General features: G+C 64.6%; 24 protein-coding genes and 3 riboswitches. Of the genes, 13 read left to right on the top strand and 11 right to left on the bottom strand.

The features are described from left to right. Positions 1-173: 173 nt before the first annotated feature. Positions 174-647 (bottom strand): NYN domain-containing protein, encoded by a 474-nt coding sequence (locus tag ACIGHL_RS12685; protein ID WP_128120768.1) that lies wholly within the window; start codon positions 645-647, stop codon positions 174-176. 286 nt (positions 648-933) lie between these two features. Between ACIGHL_RS12685 and ACIGHL_RS12680 the strand changes: the two genes are divergently transcribed. Together ACIGHL_RS12680 and ACIGHL_RS12675 are read left to right on the top strand one after the other, a co-directional pair. Beyond that, positions 934-1,608 carry a YciC family protein gene (locus ACIGHL_RS12680; RefSeq protein WP_128120767.1) on the top strand — a complete coding sequence of 225 codons (675 nt, stop codon included), beginning with the start codon at positions 934-936 and terminating at the stop codon, positions 1,606-1,608. Positions 1,609-1,682: 74 nt separating this feature from the next. After that, a complete protein-coding gene (locus ACIGHL_RS12675) occupies positions 1,683-2,117 on the top strand; it encodes a VOC family protein (protein WP_128120766.1) in 435 nt (144 codons plus the stop codon). On the opposite strand, the gene ACIGHL_RS12670 is transcribed toward ACIGHL_RS12675, so the two are convergent. Further along, a complete protein-coding gene (locus ACIGHL_RS12670; RefSeq protein ID WP_128120765.1) occupies positions 2,114-2,956 on the bottom strand; it encodes an SDR family oxidoreductase in 843 nt (280 codons plus the stop codon). The genes ACIGHL_RS12675 and ACIGHL_RS12670 overlap by 4 nt on opposite strands. 201 nt (positions 2,957-3,157) lie before the next feature. Here ACIGHL_RS12670 and ACIGHL_RS12665 point away from each other — a divergent pair, with 201 nt between their 5' ends. Further along, a complete protein-coding gene (locus ACIGHL_RS12665) occupies positions 3,158-3,898 on the top strand; it encodes a substrate-binding periplasmic protein (protein ID WP_241509178.1) in 741 nt (246 codons plus the stop codon). Positions 3,899-4,001: 103 nt separating this feature from the next. Here the strand turns inward: ACIGHL_RS12665 and ACIGHL_RS12660 are convergent, their stop codons facing one another. Genes ACIGHL_RS12660 through cbiE form a run of 3 tightly spaced genes read right to left on the bottom strand, consistent with a single transcriptional unit; the run spans position 4,002 to position 6,720 of the window. Next, positions 4,002-4,718, bottom strand: a complete 717-nt coding sequence (locus ACIGHL_RS12660; protein WP_128120764.1) for a (2Fe-2S) ferredoxin domain-containing protein — start codon at positions 4,716-4,718, stop codon at positions 4,002-4,004. 53 nt (positions 4,719-4,771) lie between these two features. Further along, positions 4,772-5,518 carry a cobalt-precorrin-6A reductase gene (locus tag ACIGHL_RS12655; protein ID WP_128120763.1) on the bottom strand — a complete coding sequence of 249 codons (747 nt, stop codon included), beginning with the start codon at positions 5,516-5,518 and terminating at the stop codon, positions 4,772-4,774. Continuing rightward, positions 5,515-6,720: a precorrin-6y C5,15-methyltransferase (decarboxylating) subunit CbiE gene (cbiE, locus tag ACIGHL_RS12650; RefSeq protein WP_128120762.1), complete on the bottom strand. Its 1,206-nt coding sequence runs from the start codon at positions 6,718-6,720 to the stop codon at positions 5,515-5,517. Before cbiE ends, ACIGHL_RS12655 begins: the two co-directional genes overlap by 4 nt. A 73-nt stretch (positions 6,721-6,793) precedes the next feature. Beyond that, positions 6,794-6,994, top strand: a riboswitch (cobalamin riboswitch). 100 nt (positions 6,995-7,094) lie between these two features. On the opposite strand from cbiE, the gene cobG reads away from it, so the two are divergent. The 5 genes from cobG (at position 7,095) to ACIGHL_RS12625 (ending at position 12,438) form a co-directional block, all read left to right on the top strand. Continuing rightward, a complete protein-coding gene (gene cobG, locus ACIGHL_RS12645) occupies positions 7,095-8,429 on the top strand; it encodes a precorrin-3B synthase (protein WP_446697734.1) in 1,335 nt (444 codons plus the stop codon). After that, positions 8,422-9,048: a precorrin-8X methylmutase gene (locus tag ACIGHL_RS12640; protein WP_128120761.1), complete on the top strand. Its 627-nt coding sequence runs from the start codon at positions 8,422-8,424 to the stop codon at positions 9,046-9,048. The genes cobG and ACIGHL_RS12640 overlap by 8 nt, the downstream gene beginning before the upstream one ends. After that, complete coding sequence (locus tag ACIGHL_RS12635; protein WP_128120760.1) at positions 9,048-9,794, top strand: precorrin-2 C(20)-methyltransferase; 747 nt, start codon at positions 9,048-9,050, stop codon at positions 9,792-9,794. The genes ACIGHL_RS12640 and ACIGHL_RS12635 overlap by 1 nt, the downstream gene beginning before the upstream one ends. 42 nt (positions 9,795-9,836) lie before the next feature. Continuing rightward, positions 9,837-11,507 carry a precorrin-3B C(17)-methyltransferase gene (gene cobJ / locus ACIGHL_RS12630; RefSeq protein WP_128120759.1) on the top strand — a complete coding sequence of 557 codons (1,671 nt, stop codon included), beginning with the start codon at positions 9,837-9,839 and terminating at the stop codon, positions 11,505-11,507. 45 nt (positions 11,508-11,552) lie between these two features. Continuing rightward, a riboswitch (cobalamin riboswitch) is annotated at positions 11,553-11,751 on the top strand. 36 nt (positions 11,752-11,787) lie between these two features. Further along, a complete protein-coding gene (locus ACIGHL_RS12625; RefSeq protein WP_128120758.1) occupies positions 11,788-12,438 on the top strand; it encodes an energy-coupling factor ABC transporter permease in 651 nt (216 codons plus the stop codon). A gap of 24 nt (positions 12,439-12,462) precedes the next feature. On the opposite strand, the gene cobF is transcribed toward ACIGHL_RS12625, so the two are convergent. From cobF to cobW, 5 genes are all read right to left on the bottom strand, one after another. Further along, positions 12,463-13,233 carry a precorrin-6A synthase (deacetylating) gene (cobF, locus tag ACIGHL_RS12620; protein WP_128120757.1) on the bottom strand — a complete coding sequence of 257 codons (771 nt, stop codon included), beginning with the start codon at positions 13,231-13,233 and terminating at the stop codon, positions 12,463-12,465. 34 nt (positions 13,234-13,267) lie between these two features. Then, positions 13,268-13,966, bottom strand: coding sequence for a vWA domain-containing protein (locus tag ACIGHL_RS12615; protein WP_128120756.1), 699 nt, complete (start codon positions 13,964-13,966; stop codon positions 13,268-13,270). Next, complete coding sequence (locus ACIGHL_RS12610; RefSeq protein WP_128120755.1) at positions 13,948-14,961, bottom strand: magnesium chelatase ATPase subunit I; 1,014 nt, start codon at positions 14,959-14,961, stop codon at positions 13,948-13,950. Before ACIGHL_RS12610 ends, ACIGHL_RS12615 begins: the two co-directional genes overlap by 19 nt. 219 nt (positions 14,962-15,180) lie before the next feature. Beyond that, the gene (gene cobN, locus ACIGHL_RS12605; RefSeq protein ID WP_128120754.1) at positions 15,181-18,912 is read right to left on the bottom strand and encodes a cobaltochelatase subunit CobN; all 3,732 of its coding nucleotides are present in this window, start codon (positions 18,910-18,912) and stop codon (positions 15,181-15,183) included. Between the two features lie 6 nt (positions 18,913-18,918). Further along, positions 18,919-19,974: a cobalamin biosynthesis protein CobW gene (gene cobW / locus ACIGHL_RS12600; RefSeq protein ID WP_128120753.1), complete on the bottom strand. Its 1,056-nt coding sequence runs from the start codon at positions 19,972-19,974 to the stop codon at positions 18,919-18,921. 95 nt (positions 19,975-20,069) lie between these two features. Beyond that, positions 20,070-20,288: riboswitch (cobalamin riboswitch) on the bottom strand. 113 nt (positions 20,289-20,401) lie between these two features. Here cobW and ACIGHL_RS12595 point away from each other — a divergent pair. Both ACIGHL_RS12595 and cobM read left to right on the top strand, forming a co-directional pair. Further along, entirely contained in the window at positions 20,402-20,863 is a 462-nt protein-coding gene (locus ACIGHL_RS12595) for a cobalamin biosynthesis protein (RefSeq protein WP_128120752.1), read from the top strand. A 12-nt stretch (positions 20,864-20,875) separates the two neighbouring features. Beyond that, complete coding sequence (gene cobM / locus ACIGHL_RS12590) at positions 20,876-21,631, top strand: precorrin-4 C(11)-methyltransferase (protein WP_128120751.1); 756 nt, start codon at positions 20,876-20,878, stop codon at positions 21,629-21,631. A 10-nt stretch (positions 21,632-21,641) separates the two neighbouring features. On the opposite strand, the gene hrpB is transcribed toward cobM, so the two are convergent. After that, a complete protein-coding gene (hrpB, locus tag ACIGHL_RS12585; RefSeq protein WP_128120750.1) occupies positions 21,642-24,167 on the bottom strand; it encodes an ATP-dependent helicase HrpB in 2,526 nt (841 codons plus the stop codon). A 177-nt stretch (positions 24,168-24,344) separates the two neighbouring features. On the opposite strand from hrpB, the gene pmcY reads away from it, so the two are divergent. The 3 genes from pmcY (at position 24,345) to ACIGHL_RS12570 (ending at position 26,478) form a co-directional block, all read left to right on the top strand. Continuing rightward, the gene (pmcY, locus tag ACIGHL_RS12580; protein ID WP_045424203.1) at positions 24,345-24,761 is read left to right on the top strand and encodes a periplasmic Zn2+ metallochaperone PmcY; all 417 of its coding nucleotides are present in this window, start codon (positions 24,345-24,347) and stop codon (positions 24,759-24,761) included. After that, positions 24,761-25,693, top strand: coding sequence for a cation diffusion facilitator family transporter (locus ACIGHL_RS12575; protein WP_216707144.1), 933 nt, complete (start codon positions 24,761-24,763; stop codon positions 25,691-25,693). Before pmcY ends, ACIGHL_RS12575 begins: the two co-directional genes overlap by 1 nt. A gap of 305 nt (positions 25,694-25,998) precedes the next feature. Next, complete coding sequence (locus tag ACIGHL_RS12570) at positions 25,999-26,478, top strand: Lrp/AsnC family transcriptional regulator (protein ID WP_045424198.1); 480 nt, start codon at positions 25,999-26,001, stop codon at positions 26,476-26,478. Positions 26,479-26,548 lie beyond the last annotated feature (70 nt).

The raw sequence follows: 26,548 nt of genomic DNA, 5'->3' as shown, positions 1-26,548 counted from the left end.
GCCTAAGGGTGGATACGGCTTCCTGACCTTCCCCCGATGATCAGTCGGGAACTATCACCCCAACATAGCGTGGTAGTCGAGATACAAGGGTGGATGTCGCTTTCTCCATCCACCGTTGGCCGCCGAATGGAACATGCGGCACCGGCAGCCCCAGGAGTGACGGGCCGACAGCGCTATCGCAGCAGCAGCTTGCCTTCGATGGGCACGTAACGCGACGCCGCGCGAATCAGCGAGTTGGCTGTCAGGCCCGGCGCACCATAGGCCGTCGCCTCGGCGCCGCCAGCGCGCACCCGGTCGAGCAGCAGATCGAAGTCGCCATCTCCCGAGGCCAGTACAACTTCGTCGACTTGCCCCACCACGTCCAGCACGTCGATGGTGATTCCAACATCCCAGTCGCCCTTGGCCGAGCCGTCGCTGCGTTGGATATACGGTTTTAACTTCACCGTGAAGCCGAGGTTGCGCAGGATCTGCTGGAACTGCTGCTGCTTGGCATCCCCCCGATCGATGGCATAGGCATAGGCCTCTACGATCTCGCCGCGCTCGCTGACCTCGGCCCACAACGCGGAGTAGTTGAAATGGCAGCCGTGAGCCTGGCGCACCGTGTAGTAAAGGTTCTGCACGTCGGCAAACAAGGCGATCTTCTTCACGCGATGACCTGAGCGGAGGAATGGCCAGCCAGTATGGACTGCGATAGCGCGGCTGTCGCCGGCCGGTCGTTTGGGCTCATCAGGCCATTGAAAACGACGTTGGCAATGCTTCGTAAAAACAGTCTGGATCGCCAGCCCGGTCAAATGATTTAGAACACTACCCTCTGCGTCTTCGGCTGCTTTGACTCGCGATGGTCGTTGCACCTCGTCTTGCCTGCCTCGCCTACTTTTTCCAACGGCCTGCTAAAGTGCGCGCCTGGTTTTTCCCACGAGTTGCCGCCCTGCGATGAATGTCCTGTCCATCCTCCGTGACGCCTGGTTCTTCTACTCGCGCAATTTGCTGTCCATTGCACGCCTCTGCCTGCCGCTGATTCTGCTGGAGAGCCTCGCCCGCCTGGCCATCGACCATCTGTTCGGCAAAGGTGCCATGCCGGCACAGGAGCTGCTGATCGGACTCGTCTTCTACCCGCTGTATATCGCCGCTTTGATCCTGTTCCTCGATGCGCGCAGCCGCGGTCATGCACCGCCGCTGCGCGAGGTGATGATGCGTGCATTGCCGCTATGGCCGTCGATGGCGGTACTGGCCGGGCTGGGCACCTTGCTGATCATGCTCGGCGCCTCGCTGTTCGTGCTGCCGGGGCTGTGGATCATGGTCAAGATCGCCTTTGCCGAATACCTGCTGGTGATGCGCGGCTTGAGTCCGCTGGCGGCACTGAGGGAAAGCTTCCTGCAGACCCGTGGACATTTTCTGCTGATTCTCGGCTGCATCCTCGTCGTGCTGGTGCCGCTGTGGCTTCTGGAAGCCTGGGTGGCCGCACAGTTCTGGGCGGGTGAGACAGCGCCTGGAGCGCTCGCCGTGGTGGTCGACAGTGTGGTTGGGCTGGTGCAGCTGTTGGCGACGGTGGTGCTGTTCCGCTGCTTCATGCTTTGCAGCGAACCGGGCGGCGATCAGAAGCAATAACGTTGATCGGCAAGGCGGCAGACCCCGATTTGACGAACTAGGCTTGGTCTCCACCCGTCAAGGAGGCCGCACCGATGACCGACCAGAACCCCAGCATCCTGTCCCACGTATCCCTCGGCAGCAATCGCTTCGATGAAGCCGCTGCCTTCTACGATCAGATCCTCAGCACGCTCGGGTGTAAGCGCATCATGGCCCATCCGGGCGCGATCGCCTGGGGGCGTGAATACCCTGAGTTCTGGCTGCAAACGCCGATCGATGGCCAACCAGCCAGCATCGGGAACGGCACCCATATCGGTTTCTTCGCAGCGGACAAGGCCTCGGTCGATGCGTTTCATCGCGCCGCGTTGGCTGCCGGCGCCACGGATGAAGGCGCACCCGGCCCGCGTGAAGAATATGGCGAGCCCTACTACGGCTGCTTCGTGCGCGACCTGGACGGCCACAAGATCGAGGCCGCTTATTGGGACATGAAGCTGGCTCAAGAGCTCTACAGCGACGCGCCGACCGCCTAGCCCGCGCCGGATGAAGTCCGAGCACCGGCCAGCCGCGGCAACAGCAGGTGCTCGAAGGTGCGTGGGAAGCAGCGCGCCACCAGCCGAGCCCGCCAGTCGAGGTTCGACAGCACCAGCAACCGTCGCCGCTTCAACGCGCCTTGATAGATGGATTCCGCCACGTCCTGCGGCGACGCCACGCGCCCCACCGTCAAAACCGGCTGTGGCGCGGTAGAGCCATCGCCAATCAATACGTTCTTGCGCAGATCCGTCGCGGTGTACCCCGGACACACCAGCATCACGTTGACACCGGTATCGGTCAGCTCGCTGCGTAGGGTTTCGAACAACCCATGCAGCGCATGTTTGCTGGCGTTGTAGGCGCCGCGGTCTGGCACCGGCGCGTATTGCGAGAGTGAACTGAGCACGATGATCTGTCCTTCACGGGCGACCAGGCTCGGCAAGGCCGCCTGTGTGCAATGCAACGCGCCGTAAAAGTTGACCGCCATGATCCGTTCGAACACCGCCAGGCTGGTGTCGGCGACCCGGCTGCGATGGGTAATACCCGCATTGTTGATCAGCACGTCGATACCGCCGAAGCGCTCCACCACCAGCGCAATGGCCTGCTGCACCGCAGCGGCATCCGACACATCGCAGCGCAGCCCTAGCGCGTCAGCGTTGTGATGGTCTGTAAGGTGCTGTACCAGCCCGTCAATGGCGTTCTGATCGAGGTCGAAGATCACGACCCTGGCACCGGCCTGGGCCATCCGCTCGGCCAGCGCACGGCCGATGCCGGCACAGCCGCCGGTAATCAGCACCACTTTGCGATCAAACACCTTGCTGGTGAATACCTTGCGATACATAGACCTCTCCATCGAGTCATCCGGGTAATCGACCCCGATAGGCACGGTACGCTCTAGCCTCAGCATAGCCAGCCTGTTTTCTATCTGCTGAGGCATGGTCGCGGCGCTGGTGTGTCGGTGCTCAAATGTCCATTCTGGACAGCCGGGCGCGTGGCGACCATGCTTTGCCTACGCGCGAACCACAAGGGGCAGTGAATTACCTTGAAGCGATTATTCTGGATACCGATTGCAGCGGCTCTGGCGGGGCCTTGCGTTGCCTCGTCCGAGGCGCCGAGAACCCTGACCGTCGGTTACTACGATTTTCCCCCAGCCATCTACAGCGATGCCCAAGGGCGCCCAAGCGGCCCCCTGGTCGATCTCACTCGGCGCGTACTCGCCCACGCAGGTTTTCAGGCGCAATTCCGCGGCCTGCCGAGTGCCCGGCTGTACGCAGCCCTGCAGAACGGCACTGTCGATATCTGGCCCGGCGCGCCGGGCAAACCTGAGTTGCAAGCCGACACCCTGGAGGGTCGGGAAACCCTCGCCCAAATCAGCCTCAACCTCTATCACCGGCCCGACACCCCACGCCCGACCATGCCAAGCAGCCTGCGGAAACGCGGCGTCATCATCATTGGTGGCTACAACTACTGGCCACAGGTGAACCAGATGCTGCACGACCCGCAGCTGCAGATTCGCCTACACCGGACGGCCACCCATACCTCAGCATTGGAGATGTTGAAACACCGCCGTGCGGACTATCTGCTCGACTACGAGGTTCCGGTGAGCCAGGCCCTGAATCGCCTCGGCATGGAGGCGCTTCCCCATGTGGAGCTGCATAAGGTCGCCATTCGCTTCATCGTGTCCCGCCACACTGAAGACAGCCAGGCGGTCGTCGATTCACTGGACCGAGCCTATGCCGAGATGTCAGCAGCCGGTGAAGACCTCGACCTACCGGAGGAGTAGCGGCGTTCCAGGGCGCAGGCCGCTCGCCAAGGCAATACCGCGCATTCCAACCTTTGCCGAGCGTTTCTCAGGCCCTGCCCGGTGATCAAGGCGCCTCGCCTGGTTACTGATTCGGCATCAGCAACTCGGGCACCTCACGCCCGCCGACGAACAGCTCGTCGACCAGGCGCGTCACCTCCGCCTCGTTGCGCACGCGGTACCACTTGCCCGCCGGATAGACGCTCAGCGTCGGGCCCTGATCGCAGGGAAACTGACACTGGGTGCGGGTGATGTGCACGCCGCCCTCGCACTCGAGCTTGCCCGCAGCCTTGAGCTTTTCCCGCAGCCCTTTCCAGAGCGGCAACGCACCGCGACGGGTGCAGCGTGGACCATTGCACAGCAGCACACGATGCTCATGCAGCGGGATCTTCGACCAGGCGTGCACGGCTGGAAGCGGTGCAACTTCAGTGCACGGCAGGTGCAGCTCCGTTCGCTCGATCAGGGCGCAGGCCGCTTCGACGGGCAGCGCCTCCGCAGTACCGATCGCGCTGGCTACGAAGATGCGATCAGCACCCTCGAATTGCATGAGTTCGCTGCGCAGCCAGTCGAGATGGGCACTGCTGCTCTGCGGCTCAAGGTCGATCACCAGAAGCGGTCGAGCGCTTTCACGGACCGCCTGCCAAAGCGGGCCGTAGCCCGAACCCGTATCGATCACATCCCGCAGTGCTTGCTCGCCGCGCAGCGTGGCCAGACGCGCCCTGAATACCTCGGCGAAAGAACCTGCGGACAGATCGGGGCCGGCGAACAGGACCCGTGCGTAGGGTGAAACAGCGGTAGTCATTGGCTCTCTCCTTAGCGGCGCGCAGTCTAGCAGCGACGGCCGAAGGTGAGCGATCAGGCGGTAGCACCACCGGTGATGACGCCAAGAGCCATGAGCGCTGTTTGTAGATCATCCCGGCGCATGAATTCCCGGGTTACCGCCGGGAGCATCGGCCGGCGCAGCAGCAACACCGGCAGGCCTCGCTCGCGAGCCACCTGCAGTTTCGGTTCGGTGGAATCGCCGCCGCTGTTTTTGCTGATCAACACATCGCAGTCCAACCGCTCGAACAGCTGACGCTCGGCTTCAAGGCTGAAGGGGCCGCGGTCGCCGATGATCTCGGCGCGATCAGCGGCCGGCTGAGCATCCAGGCAACGCACCGTCCAGTGCTGGTGTTCTGGGGTCTCGTGTAGGTGCGCCAGCGGCTCGCGCCCGAGCGTGAAGAAGGGCCGGCGGAAGTCGCTCATGGCCGCGATCAGCTCATCCCAGTCATCCACTTCGCGCCAATCATCTCCGCTACCGGCCTGCCAGACAGGTCGTCGCAAGGCCCAGCATGGAATTCCTGCCTGTTCCGCCGCGATTGCTGCGTTAGTGCTGATCTGCGCCGCGTAGGGGTGCGTAACATCGACCAGCAATTCGATACGTTCCGCCGCGATGAAGGCTGCCAGCCCTTGCGCACCGCCAAAGCCGCCGACGCGGACCTGGCATTTGAGGTCGTCGGGCACGCGGCCCAGGCCGGCGAGACTGTAGACATGCGGTGGACCGAGGCTCCGCGCAAGGCGCAAAGCATCGCCCGTACCGCCGAGCAGCAGGATGCGAATCATCGCGGCTTCTCGACCTGCAGCAGCATGATCGGCAACGCCCCACGCCAGGTGTCGAAACCGCCTAGCGGCTGCGCATGCGCCACGGATATCCGGGTCAACTCGCCGCCAATGCGTTCACGCCAGCTCATCAGCAGCGCCTCGCTCTGCAGGGTCACCGCATTGGCGAGCAACCGCCCACCGGGCTTCAGGCTGGCCCAGCAATGCTCCATCACACCCGCAACCGTGACGCCGCCGCCGATGAAGATCGCATCCGGCTCGGGGAGGTCTGCCAATGCCTCCGGTGCGTGACCGGCCACCAATTTCAATGCGGTAACCCCAAGCGCGTCGCGGTTATGTTCGATATGGGCCTGACGCCCCGCATCGGCCTCTACCGCGATGGCGCGGCAACTGGGATGAGCACGCATCCATTCGATGCCGATAGAGCCGCAGCCGGCGCCGACATCCCACAGCAGTTCGCCGGGCATGGGTGCGAGGCGGGCCAGGGTCAGCGCCCGCACGTCCCGTTTGGTCAGCTGGCCGTCGTGTCGGTAGAGGTGATCGGCAAGACCGGGTGTGAGCGGCAGGCACTGGGCATCCGCGTCGGGCATGCATTCGACGGCCAGCAGATTCAGATCGGCGATGGCATCGAAGGACCATTCCGTGGCGAGTGAGTCCAGGCGGCGTTCCTTTGCTCCGCCCAGATGCTCAAGCGCGGTCAAACGGCTTGCGCCGAAACCGCGGCTCGCCAGCAACTGCGCCACCTGCGCGGGGCTCGTTCCGTCATTGCACAGGATCAACAGGCGGGCACCGGGAAACATCCGGGCGTTCAGCGCCGCGAGCGGCCTCGCGACCAGGGAAACGACCTCCGTCTCCTGTAATGGCCAGCCAAGGCGCGCCGCCGCCAGAGATACGGACGACGGCGCTGAAAACACGCGCATCTCAGCGGCATCCAGTTGTCGCGCCAAGGTGGCGCCGATGCCATAGAACATCGGATCGCCGCTTGCCAATACGCACAGCGGGGTGCCCCGGCGTGACAGGACCGGGTCAAGACTGAACGGGCTCGGCCAGCGTTCTCCCCGGCCCTGCAGATTGTCGGACAACAGCGCCAGCTGCCGATCACCGCCGATGATGCGTGTTGCCTCATCGAGCGCCTGTCGAGCCGCTTCGCCGAGCCCGGCCCAGCCGTCTTCGCCGATACCCACCACCGTCAACCAGGGCGTCATCCCGCCTCTCCATCACTATGCCAAGCCTTCGTCAGGCGACAGGCTTGGCTGTCGCGTCGTCGGGCAAAGCGGGCATAATAGCGCCTTCGTCGGTGCCCGCCGCGACTACGCCAAGGGCCTAAGAGGGAATACGGAGCGATCTCATGATCGTGACCGAGCTGCCCCCGCAACTGTAAACAGCGAATCCTCCGCACGCATGCCACTGGGAAACCGGGAAGGCCGCGGATGATGATGACCTGTCAGCCAGGAGACCTGCCGACGACGCTGGTCGCGAGTGCCAACATCGGGCGGGGTGTACCGATGCCAACGGAGTTCACCGAACTCTGCCGGTCTGGTCGCCGCGTCTTTAGTTTCAGGTGACACCGTGCGCGACCATGCCTCCCATGACTGAACTGCCCGTTCCACGCCCCAGCGCGTGCCCTGGCCTGCTGCGCATCGTGCAGGCGCTGGATGGTGGCATCTGCCGAATCAAGCTACCCGGCGGCGTTCTTGCCGCGAATCAGGCGCGCGTGATCGCCGAAGCAGCTCAGCACCATGCCAGTGGCGTGCTCGAGCTGACCAACCGCAGCAACCTGCAGATTCGCGGCGTACGGGCCGAATCGGAGCAAGACCTAATCCGCGCACTGCTGGACGCGAGTCTTGGCCCGTCGGTGGCCGATGCCGACGACGTACGCAATCTCATGCTGAGCCCCGCTGCAGGCCTGGATCGCCAGCAGCACATGGACACCCGGCCACTGGCCGAAGACTTGCTGGCCCTGCTACAGGACAACCGAGCGCTGCACGCCTTGTCCGCCAAGTTCGCCATTCAGCTCGATGGCGGCGAAAGCCTGTGCATGCTGGAGCACGCCCATGACCTCTGGCTGCGCGCCCTTCCCGGCACCCCGCAGCAGCTGGTGTTCGGGCTGGCGGGCTATCCGACCGGCAAGCCTATCGGCATGGTCGCTGCGACCGACGCCGTGCAGCTGGTCGAGGCGATGCTGCTGACCTTTCTCGAGTGCGCTGGCCCGGAGCAGAGCCGCATGCGCCAGCTGCTCGAATGCATCCCGGCCGAGGAGCTATTGCGTCGGGTACAGGCACGCCTGCCCACTGCTCTTTCGCCCGTGCCGGCCAATTGGCAGCGGCAAACCCCGGCGGCAGACGCGCCTTTTGGCATCGTCGCGCAACGCCAGCGAGGGCTGGCGATTGTTGCGGCCAGCGCGCCGCTGGGGCGGATCGATGCCGGACAGCTTCACGCCGTGACCGAGCTGGCCCAGCGGCACGGGGACGGCAGCCTGCGACTCACGCCATGGCAGAGCCTGCTGATTCCAAACGTGCAGATCCACGAGGCGGACAACGTGCTCGCAGCCCTCAGGCAAGTCGGGTTGCTTACCTATAGAGCCGCCCCCCTGGCCAACCTGATTGCCTGCACCGGTTCTGCCGGCTGCGCGCGCGGGCTGGCCGACACCAAGCACGACGCTCTGGAGTTGGCGGCCTGCCTGCAACAGCACGGCGCGCACCCGCACGTACACCTCAGCGGTTGCTCGCGCTCCTGCGCGGCTGCGCATGTCGCGCCTTACACGCTGCTTGCAGTCGGCGACGGCCGCTATCAGCTCTACGAGCGCGCCGCGAATGTGGCCGGTTTCGGCCAACCACTGGCACCCCCCATGAACATCGACCAAGCGGGCGCCTGGCTCGCCCAGCACCACGCAACGGGACGCACCCATGCTTGATTACATCCGCGACGGTCAGGAAATCTACCGGCGCTCCTTCGCCACCATTCGTGCAGAAGCCGATCTCAGCGCGATTCCGCCTGACATGGAAAAGCTCGCCGTGCGGGTGATCCACGCCTGCGGAATGGTCGACATCGTCAGCGATCTCGCCTTCTCTCCAGGCGCCGGGGCGGCCGGCCGTGCCGCGCTGCAGGCCGGCGCGCCGATCCTCTGCGATGCGCGCATGGTGGCCGAAGGCATCACCCGGCCGCGCTTGCCGAAGAACAACCGGGTCGTCTGCACCCTGCATGATGACGGCGTGCCGGACCTCGCCAAGACGCTGGGCAATACCCGATCCGCGGCTGCGCTGGAGCATTGGCGCGAGCATCTGGAAGGCAGCGTGGTGGTGATCGGCAACGCGCCGACCGCGCTCTTCTACCTGCTGGAAATGCTCGATGCCGGCGCCCCAAAGCCTGCGCTGATCATCGGCATGCCGGTCGGGTTCATCGGCGCGGCGGAATCCAAGGACGCGCTGGCGGCGGACAGCCGCGGCGTGCCCTATGTGGTCGTGCGCGGCCGGCGCGGCGGCAGTGCGATGGCGGTTGCTGCGGTCAACGCCCTCGCGACGGAGGTGGAGTGATGGAAGGCAAAGGACGGCTGATCGGGCTGGGTGTAGGCCCGGGCGATCCCGAACTGATCACGCTGAAAGCCCTGCGCCTGCTGCAGAGCGCGGCTGTGGTCGGGTATTTCGTGGCCAAGGCAAAAGCCAGCAAGGGCCAGGGCGGCAACGCCTTCGGGATCATCGAGCAGCACCTGACCGACGGCCAGCAGCGCATGCCGCTGGTCTACCCGGTCACCACCGAAAAGCTCGCCCCGCCGTTCTCCTACGAGGATGTGATCAGCGATTTCTACGACACCTGCGCGGTGCAGATTGCCGCTGAACTCGACGCCGGGCGCGACGTGGCGGTGATCTGCGAAGGCGACCCGTTCTTCTACGGCTCCTACATGTACCTGCACGACCGCCTGGCAGCGGACTATCCGGTCGAGGTCGTGCCCGGAGTTTGCTCAATGCTGGGCTGCACTTCGGTGCTCGGCACGCCACTGGTCTACCGCAATCAGAGCCTGTCCGTGCTGTCCGGCGTGCTGCCGGAGGCGGAGCTCAAGCAACGCCTGCGCGATGCCGAAGCAGCGGTGATCATGAAGCTCGGGCGCAACTTCGAAAAAGTCCGCCGTGTGCTGCAGGAGCTCGGGCTGGAAAAGCGCGCGCACTATGTCGAACGGGCCACCATGGCCAATCAGAAGATCGTCCCGTTGGATGAGGTGGAACCGATGTCGTCCCCCTATTTTTCGATGATCCTCGTCCCCGGCGAGAAGTGGCGCGGCTAAGCCCTCCTCATTCACCCGTCTCCCCTGATTTACGGATGCACTATGCCCGGCCCCGCCACCCCAGCACCCGCCATCGTCGTACTCGGCGCCTCCGCCCTCGAAACAGGCAGGCGGATACAGCGCCTTTACCCTGAGGCGCAGGTCCACGGGCTCCGAGGCCGAACGACCGAGGTCGATGCCACGTACGAAAACTTCGGCGAGCATCTGCGCGATCTGTATCGAGCCAACACGCCGATCATCGCGCTGTGCGCGGCAGGCATCGTCATTCGCAGCCTCGCGCCAGTACTCGGCGACAAGGGCAACGAGCCTCCGGTACTGGTGGTTGGTGAAGATGGCAGCGCCGTGGTGCCCTTGCTCGGCGGCCTGGCAGGCGTAAACCGGATGGCACGGGAGATCGCCACTGTGCTGGAGGTCAGCCCGGCCATCACCACCAGCGGCGAGCTGCGCTTCGGCGCCTGCTTGCTCTCCCCGCCCCCCGGTTATGTGCTGGCGGATCTGGACCAAGGCAAACGCTTTGTCAGTGATCTGCTGGCGGGCGCGCCGGTGCGCGTCGAAGGCCCGGCGCCCTGGCTGGATGAACTCAGCCTGCCGCTCGACCCGCACGCGCAACACCGGGTGACCGTCAGCCCGCTCAGGCAGGAAGACGCGTCTACCCTCTGCATCCACCCCAAGCAGGTTGCGATCCATGTCGAACACGGGGGCCCGGCGCTGGATGCCGAGGTGCACCGACTGATCGATGAGTCCGGCGTTTCTCTGCACAGCCTCGCCTGCCTCATCGCTCCGCTCGACCTCATGACCGACGCCGATGTGCAGTACACCGCCAACCAGCTGGGCCTGCCGATCCGCTTCAGCGATGACATCAAGCAGCTGCCGCCGCAGCACAGCCGCAGCCAGCGCGCACAACTGTTACTGGCAGATGAGCCCATCGACATAGAGAAGATCGGTCAGCCACGCGGCTCGCTGACGGTGATCGGCCTCGGGCCCGGCGCACCCGAGTTCATGGTGCCTGCGGCGCGGCAGGCACTGGACGAGGCGCAGGACCTGCTCGGTTACGAAACCTATATAAAGATGGCCGGCCCGCTAAGGCCAGGCCAGGTCAGCCACAGCAGCGACAACCGCGAGGAGCTGCAGCGTGCAGCCCACGCCTTCGAGCTCGCTGCCAGCGGCCGGCGGGTGGTGGTGATTTCCTCCGGTGACCCCGGCGTGTTTGCCATGGCGGCCGCGGTACTGGAAGCGCTCCACGCTTCAAGCGACCCACGTTGGCACGCAGTGAATCTGCAAGTGCTACCAGGGGTTTCGGCGGCGCTTGCCACCGCCGCCAAAGCCGGCGCGCCGCTTGGCCACGATTTCTGCATGCTCTCGCTATCGGACAATCTCAAGCCCTGGGCCATGATTGAAAAGCGCCTGGAGCATGCGGCAGCGGCCGATCTGGTCATGGCCTTCTACAACCCCATTTCCAAGGCGCGACCCTGGCAGCTCGGCCGGGCCCTGGAGATCATCCGTCGACAGCGCGCTCCGGAAACCTTGGTGGTGCTGGGCCGCGACATAGGCCGTCCAGCCGAAGCACTGACGGTAACCAGCCTGGGAGAGCTCACGCCCGAGCAGGTGGACATGCGCACCCTGGTCATCATCGGCTCGTCGCAGACCTGCCGGTTCGCCAAACCAGACGGAGGCGACTGGGTTTACACCCCCAGAAGCTATCCGGCCTCCTGAACCGAGCCCGCGTTTTAGACGTGCTCAATACAAGCAAACCCATTACCCTAGCGGCGCTTGATGGTTCTGCCCCAAAGGCAGAGGCAAGAGGGAAGCAGGTACGCCCACAGGCTATTCCTGCGCTGCCCCCGCAACTGTGAACGGCGAGTTCACCTGCAATGAAGTCACTGGCCTGATCGGCTGGGAAGACGCAGGTGCACGACGACCCGCGAGCCAGGAGACCTGCCATCAGCGTGCCGATACCGGCGCCTTTCAACTCGCATCCCTCGGAGGGAGAACGATGCATATCGAACCTGGCGTACTCAACGCCGCAAAAATCGTCTTTGCCAACGCTGCTGCCGTTTCCACATTGGCAGTGTTCCTGCCCAAGCTGATGTGGCGGCCGGATATCTGGATCAAGACCCTGCTCGCCGCGCTGTTCTTCTCCATATTCATGGAGGTCTTTCACATGCCGGTTGGCGCCTCGGAGCTGCACTTCGTGGGTGCGTCGGCGGTGTACGTGATTTTCGGATTCGTGCCGACGCTGTTCGGCTTCGCCATTGGCCTGCTGTTGCAAGGGCTGCTGTTCGAACCGACCGATCTGGTGCACCTGGCAGTCAACTCGCTGTCGCTGATCCTGCCGCTGATCGCCGCCCATGGCCTGCTTGGCCGGCACTTCTTCGCTGAAGGCGGGCGCGTTATTCGCTGGGCCGAAGTCGTCAAGTTCGACGCGGCCTTCTATGGCGGCGTGGTGCTGATGGTCGGTTTCTGGCTGTCGCTGGGTAACGAACCCACGCCGCTGCAGAATTGGGCGTTGTTCGCTGTGTCCTACCTGCCGCTGGTATTGCTCGAGCCGCTGTTTACCTGCCTGGTGGTGCGCACGCTCAAGCGCAACGCGGACAACCCGCTGATCAGCCGCTTCACCACGGTCAAAACCCTCGCAACCGCCTGATCAAGGCTCGCCCGGCGCTGACGTTCAAGCCTCGTCAGCGCTGCGGCGACGCAGCAGATAGCTGTCCATGATCCAGCCATGCCGCTCGCGCAACTCGGCGCGGGTGCTGCGAATCTCCTCCGCAACCTCCCCTACCTTTCCCGCAATCAGCACCTCATCCGCAGTGCCCACGTATGCGCCCCAGTAAATATCCATCTCCTGATCGACGAACAGGCAATAGGTGTCCCGCGCATCGAGCATCACCAGCACGCTATCCAGCCCCTCAGGAAAGCCCTCGGCCAAACGCCGGGCCGGCATGACCTGAAAAGCCTGGCCGATGCTGTTGAAGCAGACCTTATGCCGGGCCGCTAGCGCCTGCAGACTGGTGATGCCGGGAATCACCTCGTAGGTGATCGGCTCCGGGCTGGCTTGCACGATGTCCTCGACGATACGCAGCGTGCTGTCATACAGCGCAGGATCACCCCAGACCAGGAAGCCGCCCACCTCACCCTCGGCCAGCTCATGGTGAACCATCTGCTCGAACACCCGCTGCTTGTCCTGATTGAGATCGACAACGGAGGCCCGGTAGTCGGCGACACCTCGAACGCGCTCGGGGCATTCGGCTTCGACGAAGCGATACCCCGGCTGTTCGATGAAGCGCTCGCAGATGTGCTTGCGCAGGTGGATAAGCGAATCCTTCGAGGCGCCCTTGTCCATCAGGAAAAACACGTCGACGCGGTTCAGCGCCTTGATCGCCTGTACCGTCAGGAAATCGGGATCGCCTGCGCCAATGCCAATGATCAACAGGGTCTTCACGGGGTTAGGCTCCATTGCGCTAAAGGTTTGTCGTTTAGATAGGGTGATTCAGGGTCGCGAGCGTATCGATGTGTCGATACTCCGCGCCCAGTTGTTCGGCCAATTGCCGTGCGCGGCCTAGGCGAATCGGCGAACTCTCGATATCCACCAGCAGGGCCGGACAGCGGCTTGGATCCAGGGCTCCCGCGTCACGCAGCCGGCCATCCGTGAGGATCAGCAGCCGATGCTGCTCGGCGGGCTTCAGACGTTGTCGACGCGTCTGCCAATCGGCCGCCTGCTGCAGTGCGTCCAGCAAGGGCGTACCGCCTCCGGCACCAAGATCAGCCAGCCATTGCTGCTGTGCAGTTGAAACCTTGCGACCCGGCCACACCCAGTCGGCGCGCGTTCCGTTGGCTTGCATCAGAGCCAGACGGACACGTTGACGCCGGGCCTGCTCGAAGACTTCACCGAGCAGCCCCTTGGCCTTGCTCAGCGCGCCGTGTCGACGCGTCGAGCCCGAAGCATCGACGATGACCAGCCACAGCTCGCTTGCCCGGAGGCTGCGGGGGCGCATCACCAAATCTTCACGGCGGTGCGGTCGCCCGTTGAGCAAAAAGGTGGCTGCCCAGTCGATCCGTCCCGCGGCACCACTGCGAGCGGCGCCCTGCCGACCACCGTTAAGGCTGCCCGGTGCTGCTCGTGCATCCGCGCCGCGGGCGCTGGGTGGGCGGATGCTCAGGACTTTTTTGGCCATTGCGGCGGCTCTCGACGAGCGCCAACGGGCTGTGCCTGGGCCGGCAACTGCCCCCAGTCACCCGCGCCCTCGTTTTGCTGCCGAGGCGCGCCGGGCTGGTCGGCCTCGCGTGGGGGCGGTGATTGCGGGGCAGTCGATGGAGGAGTCGCTTGCCGCTGACGATGGCGCAACACGAAACCGGCGACGGCCTCGATATCTTCATCCTCGATTCGAGCCGAGGCGCGCCAGGCCGCATGAGCACGGGCCGCGCGCAGCCAGACCAGATCCGCGCGCAAACCATCGACCTGAGCTGCAAAGCAGCGCTGACTGATCTGCTCCAGTGCGGCATCGTCCAGCGGGATGTCCAGCAAGAGTGTCCGAGCGCTCTGACAGCGCGTTCGCAACGCCTCCTGCTCAACCGACCAGCTCGACAAGAATCCATCGGGGTCGGCATCGAAACCCAGCCGCCGGCGCACGATTTCCGCTCGCTGAGCGGGCTGCGGCTGGGCGTCGAGCGCAACGTTCAAGCCGAAACGGTCGAGCAGCTGCGGACGCAGCTCGCCTTCCTCGCTGTTCATGGTGCCGATAAGGACGAAGCGCGACGCGTGGCGATGGGACACGCCGTCACGTTCGACGTGATTGACGCCGCTGGAGGCTGCGTCGAGCAACAGGTCGACCAGATGGTCCGGCAGCAGATTGACCTCATCGACATAGAGCACACCGCCGTTGGCCTTGGCCAGCAAACCCGGAGAAAACTCGGCGCGGCCCTCACCCAGCGCGGCGTCGAGGTCCAGCGAGCCGACGATGCGCTCCTCACTGGCGCCCAGCGGCAAGGTGACGAACTGGCCGCTCGGCAGCAGGTCCGCCAGCCCGCGCGCCAGGGTCGATTTGGCCATGCCGCGAGGCCCTTCGATCAACACCCCGCCAATCGCCGGATCGATCGCGGCCAGACACAGGGCCAACTTCAGATCATCGGCACCCACCACGGCGGCCAGGGGAAAGTGACTATCGGGCATGGCAGGCATCCGTAGGGGCAAAGAGGAATATGTAGGGTGGGTTAGCGGCGCAGAACTCGGGACAGCGATACGCAAGCGATCGTGACGCGCCGCGTAACCCACCACGCGATGGCACGTGCTGCACCGATGGCGGGTTACGCCACGTCGATATCATGCAGGCATAGAACGACCGAGACTTGCGGCTAACCCATTCCAGTGATTCAAAGGAAATGCCGGGACTCATGATTCCTCACTGTCGATCAGCAGGTTTTCCAACGCTTCCCGATAGTCGCCGGGCTCCTCCCAGAGCCCGCGCTGCTGGGCTTCCAGCAGGCGCTCGAGAATGTCTTTCAGCGCCTCAGGATTATGCTGCTGGATGAACTCGCGGGTGTCGCCGTCCAGTGCATAGGCATCGGCCAATAGCGCGTACTGGTGATCGTCGATCAGTTCGGTGGTGGCGTCGAAGGCGAACAGGTAGTCCACCGTGGCAGCCAGTTCGAACGCGCCCTTGTAGCCGTGGCGCTTCATGCCGGCGATCCACTTGGGGTTCGCCGCACGCGAACGCACCACCCTGCCCAGCTCTTCTTTCAGGCTGCGGATTTTCGGGTTATCCGGCTGGCTGTTGTCTCCGTGGTAACTCGCCACCGATCCGCTGCGCAGCGTTTCGGCGGCGGCCAGCATGCCGCCCTGGAACTGGTAGTAGTCGTTGGAATCGAGAATGTCGTGTTCGCGGTTGTCTTGGTTCAGCAGCACGGCCTGCACCTGCTGCAACCGCTCGGCGAAACGCGCTCGCGCCGGTACGCCTTCGTCGTCCTTGCCATAGGCATAGCCGCCCCAGTTCAGGTACACCTCGGCGAGGTCCTCGCGGCTTTGCCAGCGGCGGTCTTCGATGACGTTCTGCACACCCGCGCCGTAAGCACCCGGCATCGAGCCGAAGATTCGCCAGCCGGCCTGGCGCCGCGCTTCCGGCTCATCGAGGCCGCCGTCTTCAAGTTCGAGCGATTCGCGCCAGACTCGCGCTGACAGCGGGTTCATATCCTCTGGTTCGTCGAGATCGGCCACCGCCTGCACCGCCTCGTCGAACACGCGGATCAGGTTGCTGAAGGCATCGCGGAAAAAGCCGGAAACCCGCAGCGTCACATCCACCCGCGGCCGACCCAGCTCTTCGAGCGGCACGATATCGAAGCGCTCCAGACGGCCACTGCCTGATTGCCAGACCGGTCGCACGCCCAGCAGCGCCATGGCCTGGGCGATATCGTCGCCACCGGTGCGCATGGTCGCGGTGCCCCACATGGACAGGCCAAGTTGGCGCAGATAATCACCGTGATCCTGCATGTGCCGTTCGAGCAGCCGCTCGGTCGCCTGCACGCCGATTCGCCAGGCCGTAGGCGTCGGCAGGTTGCGCACATCGACGGTGTAGAAGTTACGCCCCGTCGGCAGCACATCGATACGTCCCCGGCTCGGCGCGCCGCTGGGGCCAGCAGGGACGAAACGGCCCTGCAACGCGGCTAGCAAGCCGGCCATTTCTTTGCTCCCACAGCTGTCGAGCAATGGCGCGATCCGGCCTCGCAGCTGCTGCACCACGTCACGACTGGCGGGCCCGACACCTGCGGATTCGCTTTCGATCATCTCCAGCGCCAGCAGCTCCAGCCGCTCACGGGTATCGCCTGCGGTGCGCCAGAGGCTAGCGTCGCAGTGTGCCAAGGGGTCCGGACGCGGCCCGTGCCAGGGCGCCGCCATGTCGCAGTCGATGGGATCGAAGCCCAGGGCCAGATCATCGGCCAGAGCGCGCAGCAGACTTGCATTGGCGCCCTGCCCGTCACCACGCGGAATACGCAGCAGCGCAAGCAGGGTGTCGCGCCGCAATTGCCCACCAGGCGACTCGCCGAATACATGCAGGCCATCGCGGATCTGCGACTCTTTCAGGTCGCAGAGGTAGGCATCGAGCTGCGGCAGCCAGCTGTTCGGATCGTCGCTGAGCTGCAGCCCAAGCTCGCGGTCGAGGTTGGCCGCGCGTACCAGGGCCAGGATCTCGCTGCGCAGTTCCGTCGCACGGCGCAGGTCGAGCTGGCTAGCTTCGTAGTACTCATCGGCCAATCGTTCGATGTCGCGCAGCGGGCCGTAACTTTCGGCGCGGGTCAGCGGCGGCATCAGGTGGTCGATGATCACCGCCTGGGTACGCCGCTTGGCCTGGGCGCCTTCGCCTGGGTCATTGACGATGAAGGGATAGATATTCGGCAGCGGGCCGAGCACCACGTCCGGCCAGCAGCAGTCGGAGAGGCCTACGCTCTTGCCCGGTAGCCACTCGAGGTTGCCGTGCTTGCCGACGTGGATCACCGCGTCGGCGGCGTAGCGCGTACGCAGCCAGCCATAGAACGCGAGGTAGCCGTGCGGTGGCACCAGATCGGGGTCGTGGTACATGGCGGCCGCGTCGAGCTGATAACCGCGCGCCGGTTGTATGCCGACAAAGGTCGAACCGAAACGCAGCCCGGCGATCATCAGCCGGCCGGCACGAAACATCGGGTCCTGCTCTGGCGTGCCCCAGCGTTCGATCACCGCCTGCTGGTTGGCAGCCGGTAGCTGATCGAAGAACGCTCGGTACTCCTCCAGGGCCAGGCTCTGGGCACAAGGCCGCAGGTCGAGGTTATCGAGGTCGTTGGTGACGCCACCGAGCAGCTCATGGATCAGCGCGGTGCCGCTGTCAGGCAGATCGGCAACCGGATACCCCTGCGCCTGCAGCGCACGGAGAATGTTCAGCGCAGCGGCCGGGGTATCCAGCCCTACACCGTTGCCGATGCGGCCATCTCGTGTGGGGTAGTTGGCCAGGATAAGGGCGACGCGCTTGTCACTGTTCGACAGTCGCGCCAGCCGGGTCCAGCGCCAGGCCAGCTCTGCCACGTGGTCCATGCCCGGCAGATGCGGCTGGTAGCAGATCACGTCGCTCTGGCTGCGCTCGCTGCGCCACGCCAGGCCCTTGAAGCTGATGGGTCGGGTGATCAGCCGGCCGTCCAGCTCCGGCAACACGACATGCATCGCCAGGTCACGCGAGCCCAGACCCTGGGCATTGGCCTGCCACTGTTCATGATTGTCCAGCGCGCAGATGGCCTGCAGCACCGGCACGTCCAGCCGAAACGGCCGCAGGTTTGGCGCATCCGGGCTGGACTGGGCGAAGCCCGTGGTATTGATGATCACCGCGGCGCCGCTCTGCTCCAGCCAGGTTTCGACCTGCGTCAGACAAGCCGCCTCCTTCAGGCTCGCAACTGCGATGGGCAAGGGGTTAAGCCCTTGGGCCGTCAGCCTCTCGCAGAAGGTATCGATAAAGCCGGTGTTCGCCGCCTGCACCTGGGTGCGATAGAAGATCAGGCCAACCACCGGTGCATCCGCGCGCCAGTCGCGCTGCCAGTCAGCCAGCGTCGCGGATGGATGATGCGGGTGATAGATCGCCACCCGAGCCAGCGCCTCAGGCTCATGCCAGGGGTAGTCACGGCCCAACCAGCGGCTGGCGATGCAGTGATAGAACTGCCGCGCGTTGTCGACACCGCCCTGGCGCAGGAACTGCCACAGCCGGTGGCTATCCTCGGTCGGCACATTGCCGAGCTCGCTCAGTTCGGGATCGGCACAGTCATCGCCCGGGACCATGATGACGGTAGCGCCGCGCTGGCCCAGCTCCACCAGCCGCTCGATCCCGTAGCGCCAGTAACTGACGCCACCGTGCACGGAAATCAGGATGACCTTGGCGTGCTGCAACACCTGCTCGACATAAAAGTCGATCGACGCGTTGTTGCCCAACTGCGCCGGGCTCGCCAGCCGCAGGCTGGGATAGTTCTCGGGCAGCTGGCCAGCGACCTCGGCAAGCAGTGACAGGTGCGAATCCCCCGTGCACAGCACGACGATTTCCCCAGGCGTCTGGCCCAGGTCGGCGATGCTGTCGGCCGGCAATTGCTGGCCGGGCTGGGTGCGCAGCAGATGCACGACCGGTCAGCCCGCCAATGCAGCGTTCAGTTCGGCATCTATCGCCGATGGGTCGAGTGACTGGCCGATGATGATCAGCCGACTGACACGGGCCTCACCGGCCTGCCAGGGACGATCGAAGTGCTTGTCGAACCGTTGCCCGACGCCCTGCAACAGCAGGCGCATGGGCTTGCCCGGAACCGCGGCAAAGCCCTTGATGCGCAGGATTCCGTGCTTGATCACGGCGCTCTTCAATACTTGCATCAGCTTGTCTTCAGGCACCTCCGGCAGCTCGACCGCGAACGAGTCGAAGGCTTCATGATCGTGTTCTTCATGGCCTTCGAGATCGTGATGAGTCTTGCGCCCATCGATGTGCAGTTCGGTTTCGCAATCGAGACCCAGCAGCACGTTCAACGGCAGCTCGCCGCCGTGCGCCTCGATGACCTTGACTCCTTCGGGAAGCTCCTCGGCCACTTCGCCACGAACGGCCGCCAGCGCGTCAGGGCTCAACAGGTCGGCCTTGTTGAGAATGACCAGATCGGCGCTGGCCAGCTGATCGGCGAACAATTCATGCAGGGGCGATTCGTGATCGAGATTGGGATCGAGCTTGCGTTGCGCATCGACCTGATCCGGGAAGGCGGCAAAGGTGCCGGCAGCCACTGCCGGGCTGTCGACCACGGTAATCACCGCATCGACCGTGCAGGCGTTACGGATCTCCGGCCAGTTGAAGGCCTGGACCAGCGGCTTGGGCAGTGCCAGGCCAGAGGTTTCGATGAGGATATGGTCGAGATCGCCACGACGCGCCACCAGCTCGCGCATCACCGGGAAGAATTCTTCCTGAACGGTGCAGCAGAGGCAGCCGTTGGCCAGTTCGAAAACCCGGCCGTTGGCCTCTTCCTCACTGCAACCGATGGAGCACTGCTTGAGGATCTCGCCATCGATGCCAAGCTCGCCGAATTCGTTGACGATCACGGCAATACGTCGCCCTTCGGCATTGGCCAGCATGTGGCGCAGCAAGGTGGTTTTGCCGGCGCCGAGAAAGCCGGTAACGATGGTGACGGGAAGTTTGGAAAGGGTTTTCATCGTAGCCCTGCAAGCATCGGAAAAAAGATGAGCAGGCAGGCGGACACTTACGTGGCGACAAGCGCCAACAAGCACCACCGGAGCACCCCGCCCGGTTGTAAATGTGTGGCGAGGCAGGTCTCCTGGCTCACGACCGGGCGACGCGTGGTGCGTCTGCCAATATCCCTCGCCTTCCCGCGCCATGCGCAGTGGCTGGTGTGCTCGACAAAGCACACCCAAGGGTCAAGTCGCTTACAGTTGCGGGGGCAGCCACGGCTTTCCGTGTTCCCTCTTAGCTCTGGCATCGCCAGAGAACCTCGACGCGTGAAGGCTACGCAGAGGCCGGGGGCGGGTCAATCGCCCGGTTGACGCTCAGCAAGGCGCGTGATGTTCTTGCGGCCCTTTTGCCCATGACCGTGCTCGCTGCGGTCCATCCCATACGAGCGCCATGCCCATCCCGACCGCTACTGACGATTCATCTGTTCCCGAGCCTCGTCCCCTACCGGATGGGGCGCTGCTCGTCGCGGGGCTGGGGTGCCGCAAGGGTTGCAGCAGGGTCGAGCTCGAAGCGCTTCTGCATCGCGCCTTGCGGGATCAAGGATTGACGATAGCCGCGCTCGACTGCCTGGCCAGCAGCGAGATCAAAGCGAACGAACCGGGCCTGCATGCGCTGGCCGCGCACCTGAGGCTGCCCCTTGCCTTGCTGTCTGCCACGCAGCTTGCCCCCTATGATGCGGCGGTCAGCGAGCATTCGCTGCGCAGCAAGGCCCTGACCGGCAGCGCTGGGCTTGCCGAGGCCAGCGCCCTGGCACAGGCCGAAATCATGGGTAATCAGAAAACCCGATTGCTGTGCCGAAAGCTGCGCTCCGCCAATGCGACCTGCGCCTTGGCTATCACCCGTCTTCCTTGATCTGGAGTTTGCATGACCGTCTATTTCATTGGCGCCGGCCCTGGTGACCCGGAACTTATCACCGTCAAAGGGCTGCGTCTGGTGCGCAGCTGCCCGGTCATTCTCTACGCCGGCTCGCTGGTCCCTGCCGCAGTGCTCGAAGGCCATAGTGCCGAGCAGGTGATCAACACCGCCGAGCTGCATCTGGACGAAATCGTTGAGCTGATCCAACAGGCCGATGCCAAGGGCCAGGACGTGGCACGGGTGCACTCGGGCGATCCGTCACTGTACGGCGCCATTGGCGAGCAGATCCGTCATCTGCGCCGGCTCGGCATCGCCTTCCAGATCGTTCCGGGCGTCACCGCGACGGCTGCCTGCGCCGCACTGCTGGACGTCGAGCTGACACTGCCGCAGGTTTCCCAGACAGTGATCATGACCCGCTACGCCACCAAATCAGACATGCCACCCGGTGAGCAGCTGCACGATCTGGCCCGACATGGCGCGACCATGGCGATACACCTTGGCGTGCAGCATCTGTCGCGCATCGTGGCCGAGCTGAAACCGCACTACGGCACTGACTGCCCCATTGCCGTGGTGCACCGCGCCAGCTGGCCCGATCAGGATTGGGTCATGGGCACGCTGGCGGACATCGAGGCGAAGGTCAGCGAGAAAGGCTTTCGCCGTACCGCCTTGATCCTTGTCGGCCGGGTGCTGACGGCCGAGGCGTTTGCCGATTCGGCGCTGTACAACGTCGACACTAGGCACCTTTATCGGGCGCCGAAAGACTGAGTCCTGCGGGCTACTTCCGTGGTTTGACCCGCGCAGTCGGCTCGGCGATCAAGGGGTCGTCGGGCCAGTAATGTTTGGGATATCGGCCTTTCAGGTCCTTCTTCACCTCGATGTAGGTGTTGGCCCAAAAGCTGGCCAGATCCTGGGTCACTTGCACCGGCCGGCGCGCGGGTGACAGCAGATGCAGCTTCACCACTTGCCGCCCGCCAGCGATGCGCGGCGTGTCGGCCAAACCGAACAGTTCCTGCAAGCGCACCGCCAGCACCGGCGGTGATTCGTTGTAGTCGAGCCGCACCCGCGAACCGGATGGCACAGCAATGGCGACCGGTGCCAGTTCGTCGAGTCGCTGTGGCAGCGGCCAGGGCAACAAGGTCGCGAGCATGCTCTGAAGGTCGAGCCCAGCGAAGTGCGCCAGCCGCGAAACCTTGCCCAGATACGGCAGCAACCAGTCTTCGAGCCGCTCCAACAGCGCCGCGTCGCTGACGTCGGGCCATTCACTTGAGTCGCCCGTGCGCAGATCGAGCTGCCTGAGCAGGCCGATTCGCGCCTGCCACTGGCGCAGATCCGGGGTCCAGGGCAGCAGCTCCAGCCCTTTGCGCCGCACCAGCCCGAACAGCGCGCGGCCACGGGCCTCGTCATCCAGCCCCGGCAAGCGTTCGCGACTGAGGATCAGCTCGCCGACCCGCCGCTGCCGCTCGGCGCGCAGCACGCCTTCGCGCTCGTCCCATTCCAGTTCGTCGCGCTGGCTGACCTGCTCGGCCAGCACCTCCTCGAACAGTGCCGGGTCCAGTGCCGCCGCGCGGTAAATGCGCTCCTCGCGCTGGCCCTGACGACTGCTCAATTCGGCGATCACCAGCCAAGGCTCTTTCATCAGGGCGTCCGGCTCGCCGAATACAGCCGCTCGACCGTTGGCCAGTCGATATTCGCCACCGCCATCACGGCGCTGCCGGGCGATCCTGTCGGGATAGGCAAACGCCAGCAGCGCGCCGTGCCAGCGATGATCGGAAGCATCAACCGGTGCCGGCGCCGAAGGCCCACGCAGCAAGCCGCGGAACTGTCGGGCCAGCTGGCGCACCCGTTGTGCGCCGGCATGCCGGCCCGCGCTGCCGTCGAGCAGGCCGAGACGGGTGGAAATGTCCGCGCCGCCGCGCTCACCGCCGCGCTGGATATCGCGCTCCACCAGCAGTGCAGCGAGATCCGCGGCCAGCGGCGCGAGGCCCAGCGCCTGACCGCGCAGCAGCAGATGGGCGATACGCGGGTGAGCGGGCAGTTCGGCCATGGCCTGGCCGTGGGCGGTCAACTGCCAGCCGCCGCGAGCAGTCCGACCGAGCGCACCGAGACGCTGCAGCAGATCCTGTGCCTGGGCGTAAGCCGCGGCAGGCGGCCGGTCCAGCCAAGCCAGTTCGTCCGGTTCGACACCCCAGCGCGCTAGCTGCAAGGCCACGCCGGCCAGATCGGCCTGGAGGATTTCCGCGTCGCCATAGGCGGACAGCTGCGCATGTTGATCTTCCGACCACAACCGATAACACGCGCCAGACTCCAGTCGTCCTGCTCGCCCGGCCCGCTGGGTTGCCGAGGCGCGGGAGATACGCCGTGTTTCCAACCGCGTCATGCCGCTGCCTGGATCGAAGCGCGGCACTCTCGCCAGTCCCGCGTCGACCACGACCCGCACGCCTTCGATGGTCAGGCTGGTCTCGGCGATGTTGGTCGCCAGGACCACCTTGCGCTTGCCGGCAGGCGCGGGCTCGATGGCCGCACGCTGGGCGGTCAATTCCAGTTCGCCGTGCAGTGGGCAGAGCATCACCTCGCCTCGATCCCCCAGCTGCTCGGCCAGCATGTCGTTCACGCGGCGGATCTCGGCCTGCCCGGGGAGGAAGACCAGCACACTACCGGACTCTTCATCCAGCGCCTGCAAGATGGTCTGCACCACCCTCGGCTCGATGCGTTCACCGACCTGGAAGGGCCGCCCCCACCGCTGCGTGACGGGATACATGCGGCCTTCGCTGCGCACCACCGGCGCATCGTCGAGCAGAGCGGACAGCCGCGCGCCTTCGAGCGTCGCGGACATCAGCAATAGTTTGAGCGGTTCATCGCGCAGCAGCTGACGTGCATTGAGCGTCAGCGCCAGGGCCAGATCGGCATCAAGACTGCGCTCGTGAAATTCGTCGAAGATAACCAGGCCAACACCCTCAAGGGCCGGGTCGTCCTGCAAGCGGCGGGCAAGGATGCCCTCGGTGACTACTTCGATGCGGGTGTTCGGCCCGACCTTGCTCTCCAGCCGGATGCGATAGCCGACCGTTTCACCCACCTTTTCGCCCAACTCGCTGGCCAGCCGCTCGGCCGCTGCCCGGGCTGCCAGGCGGCGCGGTTCGAGCATCAGGATCGATTGTCCGGCGAGCCATGGCTCGTTCAACAAGGCCAGCGGCACACGGGTGGTCTTGCCAGCACCGGGCGGCGCTTCGAGCACCGCTTCGTCACGGCTTTGCAGGGCCTGGCGCAGCGCCGGGAGGGCTTCATCGATGGGCAGAGCAATCATGGAGACTCCGTTTTCTGGGCCGCGATTATAGCGAGCACAGGCCTCGGCGCAGCGGTGAACAGCGTTATGCCCCAGGTGAAGCAACGATGCCGAACAGAGCGGGCAGCGGAAGTGTCTGATATCGGGAAAACATCACGCAGCCCTTGTATAGTTGCGCCACTTTTCCCGGAGGTCCTTATGCGTACTCGTTCCCGTGTCATCGGCGGCGTGCTGGCCGTCTCCCTGTTCACTCAGCTGACCGCCTGCGGCACGCTGTTCTACCCCGACCGCCGTGGCCAGATCGACGGCAAGATCGACCCGGCAATCGCAGTAGCCAATGCCGTCGGCCTGCTCTTCTATCTCATCCCCGGCCTGATCGCCTTTGGTATCGATTTCGCCACCGGCGCGATCTATCTGCCTGACAGCAACTACTCCATGGCCCCGGAAAAGCTGCAGGAAGCCATTGGCGCGGACGGCGTGATCGACCAGGCCAAGCTCAAGGCCATCATCGAAACTGAAACTGGCCGTAGCTTGCCGCTGGATGACCCGCGCCTCATCCAACACAACGGCAGCGTCGAGCAGCTGGCGGCCTTTGGACTGCGTCCGGCCGCCTGATGCAACACACCCGCGAGCGCAAAGGCGTCAGCGCCGAACACGCCCGGCTGATGCGCCGGGCCACACGGCTTGCGCTTGCCGTCGCGCTGACCCTCGCGGCCTGCAAGGCGCTGGCCTGGTGGCTGAGTGGCTCGGTCAGCCTGCTGGCCGGGCTTACCGATTCACTGCTAGACGGCGCCGCCTCGCTGCTCAACTTGTTGGCCGTGCACTACTCGCTGCGCCCCGCCGACGACGACCACCGCTACGGCCACGGCAAGGCCGAAGCCCTGGCCGGGCTCGGTCAGGGCGCTTTCATTTCCGTCAGTGCGATCCTGGTCTGCGTCCAGGGTGTGGACCGCATGCTGCATCCGCAGCCGCTGGGTGCGCCGACACTGGGCATCGCCGTGATGCTGCTGTCGTTGGCGCTGACCGTGGCGCTGTTGATGTATCAGCGCCATGTGGTGCGAGAAACCGGCTCTACGGCGATTCGCGCCGATTCGTTGCACTACCGCTCGGATCTGCTGCTCAACAGCAGCATTCTTGTCGCGCTGGTGCTCGCCGGTTACGGCCTGGAACGCCTGGACGCCGTCTTCGGTATCGCCATTGCGGTGTACATCTTCTGGAGCGCCCTGAGCATCGTGCGAGAGGCAGGCGCCGTGCTCATGGATACAGAGCTTGCCCCGGAGATCAGCGAACACATGCATCAGCTGGCATGCGACGTGCCTGGCGTGGTGGGCTGCCACGACCTGCGTACCCGTGTTTCGGGCACCCGCTGGTTCGTGCAAATGCACCTGGAGCTGCCGGGCGAGCTGCCACTGATCGAGGCGCATGCGCTGTGCGACGCGGTCGAAACGGCGATCCACAGCCACTACCCCCGGGCTGAAGTCCTGGTGCATGCCGACCCGCTCGAGGTGGTGAAGCCTCGCCCGCCGGAACCAACCGAACGCCCATAAAAAAAGACCACGTGGCGAGACGTGGTCTTTTTTCAATACTGCTCTGAATTCGCTAGTCGCTTGTGACGACGTCTTCGGCAGCGCCTTGTGAGCGGTGCGGGCCCGGACCGATAGCCTCGGTAAGGTATGCGGTTGGCGCGGCGGGGTAAGTACCGCGTCAGTTTTGCCGGGGGCTGAAGTTGGATAAAGCTTACGCCCCGCCCACCGACAGAGGATTGCGAAAATTGCTCATATTCACACCAGTTGCGCAATCCTTGCGCGCAGATGCATAGTTATGCGCAACCAAACCCCACAGGCAACCAAACATGAGCAAGCTAGACCGTTACGACCTGCGCATTCTGCAGGAACTGCAGCACGATGCGCGCATTTCCAATCAGGATCTGGCCGAGCGTATCGGACTGTCGCCCTCGCCCTGCTCGCGACGCGTCAAGCAGCTTGAGGACGACGGTTACATCGCCCGCCAGGTCGCACTGCTGGACCGCAAGAAGCTCGGCCTGACCCTGACCGCCTATGTACTGATCGGCATGGACCGACACACACCGGAGCGCTTCGAGCACTTCGAAGGTGTGATCGGCAAATGCCCGGAAGTGCTCGAGTGCAGCCTGGTGACTGGGATGGATGCTGACTACCAGCTCAAGGTTGTGGTGCCGGATATGGAGCACTATCAGGCTTTCCTGCTGGGCACCCTGACCCGTATCGAAGGGGTGTCGAGCGTGCGCTCCAGCTTTGTCCTGCGGCAGGTGTCATCGAGCACCGAGCTGCCGTTGGAGCATTTGCGAGGCTGAGACGCCGCTCACACTTGCAAACCACACAGCTAGAAGGGCTATTGCCTATAATCCGCGCCCTTCTGCTTCG

Origin of the sequence: Pseudomonas sp. NPDC077451 (assembly GCF_044543345.1) — a bacterium.
Lineage (GTDB): Bacteria > Pseudomonadota > Gammaproteobacteria > Pseudomonadales > Pseudomonadaceae > Stutzerimonas.
The sequence above is the reverse complement of the archived record's forward strand: the minus strand, read 5'-3'. Positions and strand labels throughout refer to the sequence as shown.

What these genes read in the sequence shown, in the direction of transcription:
- ACIGHL_RS12680 (WP_128120767.1), top strand. Translation starts at nt 934, where the DNA reads ATGAATGTCCTGTCCATCCTCCGTGACGCCTGGTTCTTCTACTCGCGC.
- ACIGHL_RS12675 (WP_128120766.1), top strand. Translation starts at nt 1,683, where the DNA reads ATGACCGACCAGAACCCCAGCATCCTGTCCCACGTATCCCTCGGCAGC.
- ACIGHL_RS12670 (WP_128120765.1), bottom strand. Translation starts at nt 2,956, where the DNA reads ATGTATCGCAAGGTATTCACCAGCAAGGTGTTTGATCGCAAAGTGGTG.
- ACIGHL_RS12660 (WP_128120764.1), bottom strand. Translation starts at nt 4,718, where the DNA reads ATGACTACCGCTGTTTCACCCTACGCACGGGTCCTGTTCGCCGGCCCC.
- ACIGHL_RS12655 (WP_128120763.1), bottom strand. Translation starts at nt 5,518, where the DNA reads ATGATTCGCATCCTGCTGCTCGGCGGTACGGGCGATGCTTTGCGCCTT.
- cbiE (WP_128120762.1), bottom strand. Translation starts at nt 6,720, where the DNA reads ATGACGCCCTGGTTGACGGTGGTGGGTATCGGCGAAGACGGCTGGGCC.
- cobG (WP_446697734.1), top strand. Translation starts at nt 7,095, where the DNA reads ATGCCTCCCATGACTGAACTGCCCGTTCCACGCCCCAGCGCGTGCCCT.
- ACIGHL_RS12640 (WP_128120761.1), top strand. Translation starts at nt 8,422, where the DNA reads ATGCTTGATTACATCCGCGACGGTCAGGAAATCTACCGGCGCTCCTTC.
- ACIGHL_RS12635 (WP_128120760.1), top strand. Translation starts at nt 9,048, where the DNA reads ATGGAAGGCAAAGGACGGCTGATCGGGCTGGGTGTAGGCCCGGGCGAT.
- cobJ (WP_128120759.1), top strand. Translation starts at nt 9,837, where the DNA reads ATGCCCGGCCCCGCCACCCCAGCACCCGCCATCGTCGTACTCGGCGCC.
- ACIGHL_RS12625 (WP_128120758.1), top strand. Translation starts at nt 11,788, where the DNA reads ATGCATATCGAACCTGGCGTACTCAACGCCGCAAAAATCGTCTTTGCC.
- ACIGHL_RS12615 (WP_128120756.1), bottom strand. Translation starts at nt 13,966, where the DNA reads ATGGCCAAAAAAGTCCTGAGCATCCGCCCACCCAGCGCCCGCGGCGCG.
- ACIGHL_RS12610 (WP_128120755.1), bottom strand. Translation starts at nt 14,961, where the DNA reads ATGCCCGATAGTCACTTTCCCCTGGCCGCCGTGGTGGGTGCCGATGAT.
- cobW (WP_128120753.1), bottom strand. Translation starts at nt 19,974, where the DNA reads ATGAAAACCCTTTCCAAACTTCCCGTCACCATCGTTACCGGCTTTCTC.
- ACIGHL_RS12595 (WP_128120752.1), top strand. Translation starts at nt 20,402, where the DNA reads ATGCCCATCCCGACCGCTACTGACGATTCATCTGTTCCCGAGCCTCGT.
- cobM (WP_128120751.1), top strand. Translation starts at nt 20,876, where the DNA reads ATGACCGTCTATTTCATTGGCGCCGGCCCTGGTGACCCGGAACTTATC.
- hrpB (WP_128120750.1), bottom strand. Translation starts at nt 24,167, where the DNA reads ATGATTGCTCTGCCCATCGATGAAGCCCTCCCGGCGCTGCGCCAGGCC.
- pmcY (WP_045424203.1), top strand. Translation starts at nt 24,345, where the DNA reads ATGCGTACTCGTTCCCGTGTCATCGGCGGCGTGCTGGCCGTCTCCCTG.
- ACIGHL_RS12575 (WP_216707144.1), top strand. Translation starts at nt 24,761, where the DNA reads ATGCAACACACCCGCGAGCGCAAAGGCGTCAGCGCCGAACACGCCCGG.
- ACIGHL_RS12570 (WP_045424198.1), top strand. Translation starts at nt 25,999, where the DNA reads ATGAGCAAGCTAGACCGTTACGACCTGCGCATTCTGCAGGAACTGCAG.